The sequence below is a fragment of the Eikenella sp. NML99-0057 genome (genome assembly GCF_001648535.1).
Classification (GTDB): domain Bacteria; phylum Pseudomonadota; class Gammaproteobacteria; order Burkholderiales; family Neisseriaceae; genus Eikenella; species Eikenella exigua.
Genome location: NZ_LXST01000007.1, coordinates 16926 through 28012 on the forward strand (window position 1 = coordinate 16926; position 11087 = coordinate 28012).

Here is an 11087-nt window from a genome sequence, read left to right on the forward strand (position 1 = left end):
AAAATAAGGATTATAGCGGGAAAGAAGAAGCTACCTGAAAGCAAAGCGGGGGCTGTACAAAACCCAGATTCCAGATTATCGCAAGCGGGTAGCAAATACTCTTCCTACCTTGCTAAAGAGGCTACCTGAAACTTTCAGGTAGCCTTTTGCACCCTCGTGCCATCAACGCCGATATTCGTTCAACAGCGTTTCCTGCATATCCAGCCCTTTTTCCCCTTCCTGCGCTGCGGCGCGGACGTAGCTACCGTCGGGCTGCATCAGCCAGGCTTTGCGGTTGTCGGCCAGGGCGAGGGTGAGGGCTTCGCGCATGATGCGCTGTTTGATGTCCGGGCTTTCCACGGGAGTGCAGATTTCAATGCGACGGAAGAAGTTGCGGCTCATCCAGTCGGCGCTGGCGATGAAGAGCTCTTCGCGCCCGCCACTGTGGAAGTAGAACACGCGGGAGTGTTCGAGCAGGCGGCCGATGATGGAGCGCACGCGGATGTTTTCGGAAAGGCCGGGCACGCCGGGGCGCAGGGTACACATGCCGCGCACGATCAGATCTATCTGCACGCCCGCCTGGCTGGCTTCATACAGGGCGCGGATGATGCCGGGCTCGATGAGCGAATTCATTTTGGCGATGATGCGCGCGGGGCGGCCGGCGCGGGCTTCGGCGGTTTCGGCGGCGATGCATTCCAGCAGCATGGGGCTGAGGGTGAAGGGGCTCTGATAAAGCTTGTTGAGCCGCGTGGGCTGGCCTAAGCCGGTAATTTCCATAAAGATGGCGTTCACGTCGGCGGTGATGGCTTCATCGGCGGTGAGTAGGCCGAAGTCGGTGTAGATGCGGGAGGTGCCTTGGTGGTAGTTGCCGGTGCCGAGGTGGGCGTAGCGTTTCAGGTAGCCTCCTTCGCGGCGGATAACCAGCGCCATTTTGGCGTGCACTTTGTAGCCGAACACGCCGTATACCACATGTGCGCCGGCGCTTTCGAGGCGGCGCGCCCAGTTGACGTTGTTTTCTTCGTCAAACCGCGCCATCAGCTCCACCACCACGGTTACCTGTTTGCCCGCGTTGGCGGCGGCAATCAGGGCGCGGGCGAGGTCGGAATGGGTGCCAGTGCGGTAGATCGTCATCTTGATAGCCACCACATCCGGGTCGGCAGCCGCTTCTTGGATGAAGCGCACGGTGGGGGCGATGGATTGGTAGGGGTGGTGCAGCAGCACGTCATGCTGTTTAAGCACCTCAGGCATGGGCTGGTCTTTGCGCACATCTTTGGGCAGGCCGGGCGCAAAGGGCGGGAATTTCAAATCGGCACGATCCACCATATCGGGCACAGCCATCAGCCGCACCAGGTTCACGGGGCCAACCACTTGGTAGAGCTCGTTCGGGCTCAAATTGCATTGCGTGAGCAGGAATCCAGCCACATGCGGCGGACAGTTGTCGGCCACTTCCAGCCGCACTTCGTCGCCATACTGCCGCCCGCGCAGCTCGGTTTGCACGGCGGCGCGCAGGTTGGTGAGGTCTTCTTCATCCACCGTGAGTTCGCTATTGCGCGTGAGGCGGAATTGGTAGCAGCCTTCCACATCCATGCCGGGGAAGAGCTTGTGCACATAGGCATGCAAAATGGAAGAAAGCAGCACGAAGCCGTGCCCTTCGCTAAGCTCTTCAGGCAGTTTCACCACGCGCGGCAAAATGCGCGGCGCCTGCACCACAGCCATACCGGAAGCGCGGCCGAAAGCGTCTTTGCCGGAAAGCGCCACCGCGAAGTTGAGCGATTTGTTGAGCAGGCGCGGGAAAGGGTGTGCCGGGTCGAGCCCCAGCGGGGTGAGGATGGGCAGCAGCTCGCGGTCGAAATAGCTTTCAACCCAGGCGCACTGTTTGTCTGTCCACTGGTGGCGCGGGTAAAAGAAAATGCCCTCTTTGCGCAACGCGGGAATCAGCTCTTTGTTAAACAGCTCATATTGCTCCTGAATTAATTTTTTGGCCTCGGCAGCAGCGGCAGCCATGGTTTCGGTGGGCGTGGTGCCGTTATCCAAAAGCGCGTGCGGGTTGAGCTGGCTTTCCTTCTTCAGCCAAGCCATGCGCACTTCGAAAAATTCGTCTAAATTGGAAGAAACGATACACAAAAAGCGCAACCGCTCCAAAAGCGGCACGCCCTCGTCCCGTGCCTGCGCCAGCACGCGGCGGTTGAACGCCAGCAGGCTCAGTTCGCGGCAAAGGATGGTGGGCTGGTTCGGCATAAGGCTACCTGAAAAAGAAAAATGAATGAAAACGCTGTGTAAACAAACAGCTGTTTGGAGGGAATTAGCGCTATAATGATTATACCGCCATCGGCAAAGTGCTGTGCGCGGCAGCTATAGTTATAGCAATTATCGTTCCAACCTGCGCCCGAAGACAAGATATGGGCACGAAGCAGGCCGAACGTTTCCACCCGCCACCTTTCGGGAGACCCATCATGCGAACCCTGCTCCTCATCTGCACCATCCTCTTCAGTGCCGCTGCAGTAGCCGAAACCAGCGCCCAAATCAACCTACAAATCAACCCCCATGCCGACTACTACTACAGTGGCCCGGACGGCTACCCCGGCTACTACCCCAGCCGTAGCTACTATTTCTACAATGGCTCCAACCAATACGGCGGCGGCCAAATCCAAACCACCGAGCAATACAGCCGGGGCGGCATCGGTTACACCGAACACCGCAACTGCCACACCAGCGCCGGCTCCACCATCTGCACCGGCAACTGGCGGCCGGTATCGCCCGTGCGCGGCAATATCCAAATCAACTACCGACGCTAAACGCCCCGCAGTAATTAAGCAATAGTAGAAAAGGCCACCTGAAAACCATCCGATAGGTTTTCAGGTAGCCTTTTCCATTCCCACGCAACCCGCAGCCAAGCTATCGGTAAAACCGCTGCCCCATCCCGTTATCGCAATATTGCAGGCTCACCGTGCCGCCGCTGCCGTCTAGGCACAGGCCGTTGGCGACGCTGCGGATGTGGCTGCCCTCGGCAATCCAATGCTGGCTGCGGCTGTTTTGGCAGGCGGTGGCGATAACGGGGCTGCCGGCGCCGCCGGTGGCTTCGGCGCACAAGCCGTTGATATTGAGGCGCGGGCCGTCGAACATGAATTGCTGGTTGTTGCGCCCGTGGCAGGGCTGGCTGACCAGGTAGGCGGGCATGCCGCTGCGCTCGAGGCTGAGGCAGGAATTGTCGGCGGCCTGGCGCAGCAGGGTGCGGCGGCCATTGTTGAGCACGGGGAGGTAGTAGCCGTCGAGCGGGGAGCTTTCGCTCATGATGACGGTGGTGCCCGGGGCGGCATCCACGCGCACGGTTTTGTGCACGGTGTGCGTGGTTTCCACGGGTAAATCGAGCGAGAAGAACCGCCCGTCTGGGCCATCGAGATAAGTGCAGGCGGGGAGGGCGAACAGGGCAAGCAGGAATGGAGGGGCTTTCATTTCGGCTCTTTCGGTATGGCGGAGGAGTGGGCTACCTGAAAGCCGGCATCAACGGTCGGTGAGCAGTTTGCGCATCAGCCGGCATTCGATGCCGATTTCCTGGTTGAGCGGCAGCATGGCTTCGCCTAGCGGGCGGTAGCCGTTGAGCAGGTAAAACTGTTCGGAATTGAGCGAGGCGTAGAGCTTGAGCATGCCCAGCCCGTGTTGGTAGGCCAGCTCTTCGGCGCGGCCGAGCAGGGCAGTGCCGAGGCCTTGGCGCTGCACGAAGGGGTGCACATACAGCGCATCGAGCTGGGATTCTTGCAGATTAAGCTGGAAAAAGCCTTGGATATGGTGCTTAAATTCGATCACCCACAAGAGCTTGCGTTCGTCTTCGAGGGTATCGAGGTAGCTGTCGGGGCTGAGCAGGGCAAGCCAGGCTTGCAGCACGGCTTCGCTGTAGTTGCGGGCGCAGGTGTAGCGCACGGCGTATTGGTGGGCGTTGTAGATGTGTTCGCAATCTTGGATGCGTGCCGGACGCAGGTGGGTAATCAGGCTCATAACGGGCGGGGAGTGCGGTGAAACTGGCGGAATTATATAGCTTGTCCAATAGAATAACCAATTGGCTCGGGCAATCGGGATATAATCGGGGCTACCTGAAAGTAGGGCTGCAACGCAGTTAAAACGGGCGTTGGCGCTTTTCAGGTAGCCTTCAAGCAGCGGGATAGATGTTTACAATATCTTGTTTTTTGTTACAATCCGATCATCGGCAATACCCTTATTCCCCTTTCCAAACAGGAGCGGCAAGATGAAGCAATCAATGATGAACACGGCAGCGGGCGTATTGGCGGCAGTGCTATTGGGCAGTGCGGGCTTGGCATATGCCAACCCCTATCCGGTTGGCTCGCAGCAATGGCACAACTTTAATGGCATCATGCAGTCAGAAGCAGATCGGATACAACGCGAGCGCAATGCCACACGGCAACAGCCGATCAACCGCGGCCCCACCGCCGCCGAAATACGCGCCTGGCAGCAGCGCGAGGCAAAGGTGCAAGCAGAAATCGCGGAACTGCGCCGCACGCCGTTTTGGATGGCTTTGGCATGGAATTTCGAGAAACAGACCATAGCATGGCCTGGCGGTTTTAGATCTGAGCAGCGAGCCATCGAACGAGCCAAACAGATCTGCTCTTCCCCCAACTGTCATGTATTTGCCACTTTTAGCAATACCTGTGCGGTTTTGGTGAAAGCAACGGACAATCCGCAAGATACAAACGACTTGTTCGTTGGTATCAATCCTGACGACGAAATAGCGGCACAACAAGCCATGCGGGCCTGCCAGCGGGTACATGGTGTTACAAGAAGCAGGTGTTTCTACACAGGCGTGCATACCGGGAAGGGCGCAAACGGCACGGCTTTCTGCGTGGGCTACGATTACAGTCTTTACAATCAGCGCTAAAACCTGCCGTTTGAGGCTGACAAGGCTACCTGAAAATATTTCAGGTAGCCTTTCCCTTGCCAAGAGCCTCTATAGCTAAAGCACCTTTTTTCATACCAGGCAGCGGGCAGTGCAGAAGGGGCAGGGGTGATCCTCAGCTTCGCAGAAACTCGTTTTACCCGTTTTCAGGCAGCCTCAAAGCTTGGGGCTGCGCAGGCCGGCGCAGGGCTCGCCGGTAAGCTGGAATTTGAAGTGGCGCAGTTCGGTGATGGATTCCATATTTCAGGCAGCCTCTGCCGGGCATGAGGCTACCTGAAAACTTCATCTCAATCCGTTTCCGCCATTTCCAGCGCCTGTTTGATGTCTACGGCCACAATGCGGGACACGCCTTTTTCCTGCATGGTTACGCCGATGAGCTGCTCGGCCATTTCCATGGTGAGGCGGTTGTGGGAAATATACAGGAACTGGGTTTGGGTAGACATTTCTTTCACCAGATTGCAAAAGCGGCCGGTGTTGGCGTCGTCCAGCGGGGCGTCCACTTCGTCGAGCAGGCAGAAGGGGGCGGGATTAAGGCTGAACAGGGCGAACACGAGGCTCATGGCGGTGAGGGCTTTTTCGCCGCCGGAGAGCAGGTGGATGGTGCTGTTTTTCTTGCCGGGCGGGCGCGCCATGATGGATACGCCGGCGGTGAGCAAATCGTCGCCCACCATGTGCAGGCTGGCTTCGCCGCCGCCGAACAGGGTGGGGAAGAAGGTTTGCACTTTTTGGTTCACGGCATCGAAGGTGGCTTGGAAGCGCTGTTTGGTTTCGCCGTCGATTTGGGCGATGGCTTCTTCCAGCAGCGCGATGGCGGATTGCAGGTCGGCGCGTTGGTTTTGGTAGTAGCCGTCGCGCTCGCGGGCTTCGGCCAGTTCGTCGAGCGCGGCCAGGTTCACCGCGCCAAGGGCTTGGATGCGGCGGGAAATGCTGTCGATTTGCTGCGGCCAGTCGGTTTTCAGGTAGCCTGCCTGCTGCTCGGCTTCGAGCGCGGCGATATCGGCTTGGCGCGCCGATAAGTTATCGTGGAAGCGTTTGGCGTTAAGCAGGGCTTCCTGCTGCTGCAACAGGGCGGTTTGGGCGGCCTGCTGCCACTGCGGCAGCTCGGCGGCCAACGCCTGCTGGCGGGCGTATTGCTGCCTGCCCTGCTCTTGGGTTTCGGCCAGCCGGGCGGCGGCGGCCTGGATTTGCTCTTCCAGCGTGAAGGCGGCTTCGGCCAGTTCTTCCAGCTGCAGGCGTTGCTCGTCTTCGCTGTCTTCGGCGTAAGTGAGGGCAAGCTCGCTCTGGCGTTGCTGCCAATCGGCTTTTTGCTGCACCAGCGCGGCCATGCGGGCGGCGATGTTTTGCAGCTGCTGGGTTTGGCGGTGGGCTTCGAGTTCGGCGGCGCTGCGGCGGCGGTCGGCTTCGAGCACGGCTTGGCGGGCTTGGCGCAGGGCTTGCTGCGCCTGTTGACTGTGCTCGGCTTGGGCGCGGCTCTCTGCTTCCAGTTCGGGCAGGCGCTCTTCGAGGGCAGCGGTTTCTTCGGCCAGGATGTCGGCGGCGCACGCCAGTTCTTCGGCTTCCTGCGCCAGCTGGGCCTGCTCTTGGGCGATGTGTTCGCGCCGCTGCTGCGCCTGTGCGGCGCGGGCGGCAAGGGCGCCGGCCTGCTGCTGGGCGGCGGCCAGCTCGGCGGCGAGGCGGCGTTGTTCGGTTTGGGCTTGGCGCAGTTCGGCTTCGGCCTGGGCTTGCTGCTGCGCCAGTTTTTCGGCTTCGGCTCGGGCTACCTGAAACTGCGGCTGCCATTCGGCCAGTGCCGCAACAATTTCGTCGTGGCGGGCGCGGTGGCGCATTTGCCGGTTGCCGCCGTCGGCGTGGTGCAGCAGCACGCCGAGGCGGTCGATGCGGTGGCCTTGCGGGGTGAGCCATTCTTGGCCGGGCTCGAGGCGGCTGCGGTGTGCCAGCGCATAATCCAAATCGGGCGCACACAAAATGCCTTCGAGCCAGTGGGCTAAGGCTACCTGAAAAGGCGGCTCGGCCTGGATTTGGTGAATCAGCGCCTGAGCCGGGCTGGCAGCGCGGTGGGCATGGGCTTCGCGGTTGAACCAGGCGGCGGGGGATTCGGGCAGCGGCGACGGCGGCTGGAAATCAGCGGGCAGCGCGCGGGCGTTGAGCCGCTCGCCGAGCACGGCGGCCAGTGCGCCCTGCCATTCTTCGGGCACGCGGATGTGCTGCCACAGGGCGGGGGCATCGGCTTGTTCGCTGCCCTGCCAGAAGTTGTGGCGGGCGGTGTCGGCCAGCAAGGCGGCGAGGGTTTTCTGTTCGGCCTCGGCGGCGAGGATACGGCGTTCGTGTTCCTGTTCGCGTTCGCGGGCGGCCGCAAGGGCGGTTTTCAGGTAGCCTGTTTGCTCTTCGAGCCGCTGCAGTTGCTTCTCACCCTGTTGGTATTGGGCGGCGAGGGTGTCGGCCTGGGCTTGGGCGGCAGCGGTGCCCTGCCCGGCATCGCCTTGCAGGGCGGCGGCTTCCTGCTGCAAACGGGCTTGGTGCTCTTGCAGCCGGCTGATGCTTTGACGGCTGTGTTGCAGTTGCTGCTGTTTCAAGGCGAGCTCGCGGCGGAGGCGGGCGGCTTCGTCGTGCTGGCTTTGCTGCTGCTCGGCGGCCTGCTGCTGGGTGGCTTCGAGCTCGGGCAGTTGCTCTTCGAGGGCGGCGGCTTCGGCGGTGAGCAGTTCGAGCTGCATCTGCTGCTGTTCGGCAGCCTGTTCGGCGGCGGCGTGCTGCTGTTGCAACTCGGCGTGTTCGCCGTCGATTTTCTGGATGGCGGCTTGGGCGGCGGTCTGTTCGCGTTCGAGGCGCTGGCGTTGGCTCTGCCGCGAGCGGATTTGCTCTTCGAGGCGGGCGGTTTGCTCGCGCAGCAGGGCGTGCTGCTGGTTGAGCCGGTATTGCTCGGCCTGCTGTTGCTGCTCGGTTTGGCGCAACACTTGCACGGCATCGTTCATGGCTTGGTTTTGCCGGGCGAGTTCGTCTTGCCGCTCGCGGGCGCGTTCGTGTTCGGCGGCGGCGCGGTCGGCGGCGGCGAGGGTGTGCTGCCATTGGGCGAAGTCGTGGCGGTTTTGCGCTTGGTTGAGCTCGGCGGTGAGGCTGCGGTAGCGTTCGGCGGCGGCGGCCTGGCGTTGGAGTTTTTCCACTTGGCGGCCGAGTTCGGACTGCAAATCGCCGAGGCGTTGGAGGTGTTCGCGGGTGTCGCGCAGGCGGTTTTCGGTTTCGCGGCGGCGTTCTTTGTATTTGGATACGCCGGCGGCTTCTTCGATATGGGCGCGCAATTCTTCGAGGCGGGCTTCGATGATGCGGGCAATCATGCCCTGTTCGATCACGGCGTAGCCGCGCGCGCCGACGCCGGTGCCGAGGAAAAGGTCGGTGATGTCGCGGCGGCGCACTTGCTGGCCGTTGATGTAGTAGCTGGATTCGCCTTGGCGGGTGAGCTGGCGGCGGATGCTGATTTCGCCGTATTGCCCCCATGCGCCCTGCAAGCTGCCGTCGGCATTGCTGAACACGAGCTCCACGGAGGCGCGGGGGGCGGGGCGGCGGGTGGCGGCGCCGTTGAAAATCACGTCTTGCATGCTCTCGCCGCGCAGCTGTTTGGCCGAGGCTTCGCCCAACACCCAGCGAACGGCGTCGATAACGTTGGATTTGCCGCAGCCGTTGGGCCCGATTACGGCCACCAGCTGTCCGGGCACGTGGATGGTGGTGGGGTCAGTGAAAGATTTGAAGCCGGCAAGTTTGATGTGGGTGAGGCGCATGAAAAACAATGAAAAAGCGGAATGCCGTATTTTAAAAGAAAGGCGGCGGGGCAGGCTACCTGAAACAGAAAGAAGGTTTCAGGCAGCCTTTTGCCGCGCCTTCTTGCGCCGTCTGGTGCGCCAATACCAAGCAATACTGAGCCAAAGCCAGCCTGCTCCGGCTACTGTGGCGGCGCGTGTCCAAAGGCGGGCATACAGCCGCCAGTTTTCGGTTTCTTCCTGCGGGCTGAAGGCGGCGCGGTAGTGCCGCTCGCTGCCGTCTTTGGTGTAGGCGAGCTCGGTAATCACGTGGTAGCTCAGCCAATGAGCTTGGGTAAGGCTTTGCACGGATAAGGTTTCTTCACGCTGCCAAACGTTTTCGTCATATTGGCACAACGGGTCGGACAGGTTGTGGCAATCCAAATTGAGCTGCTTGCCTTCGGCGGTGCGGATGCTGCCGACTACGTGGAGGTTGTCGTCATCATCATACCATTGGCGCCGCCGCAGCTCAGCGGCGGCATGATGCGTATAAGCCACGGCTACGTTCAAATGCCGCTGCCGCTTGCTCAACTCAGCCGAAGTTACCAATGCGCCCATGCCTAACACAACGGCCAGCAGCATGCCGAATAGCCAAAATACGGGCAGGCTAAACGAAATACGCATTATGTTGCGGTCGAGCTGCTGTTTTTCCTGCCGCATCCGCCGCATGGTGTGAAAAAAATTGCCCATTTGCTTTCCTGTATGCAGTGGCTGATTGTATAGCGAAACAGGCAAGGTAGGCCATGAATAGGCTGAGGCTACCTGAAAGCAGGTTACTGCCAAACCAGAAACAGCCCGCCAAATGATAGATTTGCTTTTGCCAAACAATAGCATTTTGTAATACAATGTCAATTTTGAGTAACAACTCATTTACCATTCAAATCAATGGATAAGCAAAAGAAACTCGTTACGGTGATGGTGTTGGACGAACACCGCACCGAAACTTTCGTGATCGCTGAATTACGGCTGCGCGCTATCAAGCCCACCGTCATCGGCCTTTCCGTGGCCACGGTGACGCTCTTGGCTGCTCTGTTGGCGTTGAGTTGGCACCACTACCAAAGCTACAACCGCTTTGCGCAACAACAACAGCAAACTCAAGCACTCAGCCAGCAAATCGAAGACTTGAAAGAAGCGCGTTCCGCTGAGGTTAGCGCCAAACTCAATCAGCTCGCCCAATCCGAAAAAGCCGTGGCCGATCTGCAAAACTACCTACGTCAGCGAGGTGCGAACGTACCCACCCCAAAACCAGCTACCGCTTCCGAAGAAGGCAAGCCCATCCACCAAGCCGGCGGCCCGCGCAACATCCTACCGCCAGCCGACACGCCAGAATTCAGCCAAACTATTGAAAATCTACTCAAAGTAGCCAACAATGTACCACTTGGCCGCCCCGCTCAAGGCGGAATCTCCTCCGGCTTCGGCCCCAGGCACAACCCGTTTAGCGGCAAAGGCAGCGAGTTTCATCATGGCCTAGATTTTCGCGGCAACATTGGCGACCCCGTACGCGTTACTGCCAACGGCACAGTGGAATTTGCCGGCACCATGAACGGCTACGGCCAAGTGGTGAAAGTGCGCCACGGCTACGGCTACAGTACTGTGTATGGACATTTATCGCACATCGGCGTGCAACCCGGCCAAACTGTTAAAGCCGGCGACCTCATCGGCAAAATCGGCTCCACCGGCCGCTCCACCGGCCCGCATCTGCACTACGAAGTGCGCCTCAACAACGAGCCGCACGATCCTGCCACTTTCCTCAGCCTCGCAAAATAAACACGCGCGGCACTCCATTTCAATTCAATCCGCGGAGAAACAACCATGTTTAAAGATAAAAAAGACCGTTCCCAACCCAGCAACTCCACCAGCGCCATCGACACCATCATCGGTGCACAATGCCGGATTCAGGGCGACATCCTGAGCCAGCAATCGGTGAAAATCGACGGCCAAATCCAAGGCAATGTGCAAGCCGGCGGCACCGTCATCGTTGGCGACAAAGGCGCGGTGAATGGCGACATCCGCGGCAGCGATCTGATCGTGTTCGGCAAAACCGAAGGCCTGATTGAAGTGAAAAAACTACACCTCAAGCCCAACGCTCGCGTAACTGGCAACATCCGCACCCAATCCCTACAAGTGGAAGATGGAGCCGTTTACACCGGCGATATCCGCATGGATCGCAATGCCGGCAACGCCTCCCTTCCTCCTGCCGGCATCTCCCCGGGAAAAGCCATCGCCGCACCGGCAGATAAGCTACCAAATAAATAGTCTTGCCCGGTCTGAGGAAGAGGCTGTCTGAAACATTCAGCTAGCCTCTCTCCTTTCCTCGTTCCATTCCTCACCCATTTCTTCGTCTCCTCTTCTCTCTCGTTTCTTTATCCCCACTTCCTTTTCCAACTCACACTGTACCGCTATCCCGGATTTCC

Annotated in this window: 9 protein-coding genes; 4 read left to right on the top strand and 5 right to left on the bottom strand. The window is 59.7% G+C overall.

Annotation, left to right across the window (positions count from 1 at the left end; genetic code table 11):
* Positions 1-162: 162 nt before the first annotated feature.
* Complete coding sequence (gene ppk1, locus A7Q03_RS08430) at positions 163-2217, bottom strand: polyphosphate kinase 1 (RefSeq protein ID WP_067449011.1); 2055 nt, start codon at positions 2215-2217, stop codon at positions 163-165.
* A 215-nt stretch (positions 2218-2432) separates the two neighbouring features.
* Here ppk1 and A7Q03_RS08435 point away from each other — a divergent pair, with 215 nt between their 5' ends.
* A complete protein-coding gene (locus A7Q03_RS08435; protein ID WP_067449013.1) occupies positions 2433-2774 on the top strand; it encodes a hypothetical protein in 342 nt (113 codons plus the stop codon).
* A 100-nt stretch (positions 2775-2874) separates the two neighbouring features.
* Here A7Q03_RS08435 and A7Q03_RS08440 read toward each other — a convergent pair whose 3' ends face one another.
* Both A7Q03_RS08440 and A7Q03_RS08445 read right to left on the bottom strand, forming a co-directional pair.
* Positions 2875-3432, bottom strand: a complete 558-nt coding sequence (locus A7Q03_RS08440; protein ID WP_067449015.1) for an RICIN domain-containing protein — start codon at positions 3430-3432, stop codon at positions 2875-2877.
* A 48-nt stretch (positions 3433-3480) separates the two neighbouring features.
* Positions 3481-3972, bottom strand: coding sequence for a GNAT family N-acetyltransferase (locus tag A7Q03_RS08445; protein ID WP_067449017.1), 492 nt, complete (start codon positions 3970-3972; stop codon positions 3481-3483).
* A gap of 247 nt (positions 3973-4219) precedes the next feature.
* On the opposite strand from A7Q03_RS08445, the gene A7Q03_RS08450 reads away from it, so the two are divergent.
* Positions 4220-4867 (top strand): DUF4189 domain-containing protein, encoded by a 648-nt coding sequence (locus A7Q03_RS08450; protein ID WP_067449019.1) that lies wholly within the window; start codon positions 4220-4222, stop codon positions 4865-4867.
* A 305-nt stretch (positions 4868-5172) separates the two neighbouring features.
* On the opposite strand, the gene smc is transcribed toward A7Q03_RS08450, so the two are convergent.
* Together smc and A7Q03_RS08460 are read right to left on the bottom strand one after the other, a co-directional pair.
* Positions 5173-8655: a chromosome segregation protein SMC gene (gene smc, locus A7Q03_RS08455; RefSeq protein ID WP_067449021.1), complete on the bottom strand. Its 3483-nt coding sequence runs from the start codon at positions 8653-8655 to the stop codon at positions 5173-5175.
* Between the two features lie 78 nt (positions 8656-8733).
* Positions 8734-9363, bottom strand: a complete 630-nt coding sequence (locus A7Q03_RS08460) for a hypothetical protein (RefSeq protein ID WP_067449023.1) — start codon at positions 9361-9363, stop codon at positions 8734-8736.
* Positions 9364-9558: 195 nt separating this feature from the next.
* Between A7Q03_RS08460 and A7Q03_RS08465 the strand changes: the two genes are divergently transcribed.
* Positions 9559-10440 (top strand): M23 family metallopeptidase, encoded by an 882-nt coding sequence (locus A7Q03_RS08465; protein ID WP_067449025.1) that lies wholly within the window; start codon positions 9559-9561, stop codon positions 10438-10440.
* A 45-nt stretch (positions 10441-10485) separates the two neighbouring features.
* On the top strand, positions 10486-10929 hold the full coding sequence (locus tag A7Q03_RS08470) for a polymer-forming cytoskeletal protein (protein ID WP_067449027.1): 444 nt from the start codon (positions 10486-10488) through the stop codon (positions 10927-10929).
* Positions 10930-11087: the final 158 nt, after the last annotated feature.

Excerpts from the sequence above, each read along its gene's own strand:
- ppk1 (WP_067449011.1), bottom strand. The coding sequence starts at position 2,217 with ATGCCGAACCAGCCCACCATCCTTTGCCGCGAACTGAGCCTGCTGGCG.
- A7Q03_RS08435 (WP_067449013.1), top strand. The coding sequence starts at position 2,433 with ATGCGAACCCTGCTCCTCATCTGCACCATCCTCTTCAGTGCCGCTGCA.
- A7Q03_RS08440 (WP_067449015.1), bottom strand. The coding sequence starts at position 3,432 with ATGAAAGCCCCTCCATTCCTGCTTGCCCTGTTCGCCCTCCCCGCCTGC.
- A7Q03_RS08445 (WP_067449017.1), bottom strand. The coding sequence starts at position 3,972 with ATGAGCCTGATTACCCACCTGCGTCCGGCACGCATCCAAGATTGCGAA.
- A7Q03_RS08450 (WP_067449019.1), top strand. The coding sequence starts at position 4,220 with ATGAAGCAATCAATGATGAACACGGCAGCGGGCGTATTGGCGGCAGTG.
- smc (WP_067449021.1), bottom strand. The coding sequence starts at position 8,655 with ATGCGCCTCACCCACATCAAACTTGCCGGCTTCAAATCTTTCACTGAC.
- A7Q03_RS08460 (WP_067449023.1), bottom strand. The coding sequence starts at position 9,363 with ATGGGCAATTTTTTTCACACCATGCGGCGGATGCGGCAGGAAAAACAG.
- A7Q03_RS08465 (WP_067449025.1), top strand. The coding sequence starts at position 9,559 with ATGGATAAGCAAAAGAAACTCGTTACGGTGATGGTGTTGGACGAACAC.
- A7Q03_RS08470 (WP_067449027.1), top strand. The coding sequence starts at position 10,486 with ATGTTTAAAGATAAAAAAGACCGTTCCCAACCCAGCAACTCCACCAGC.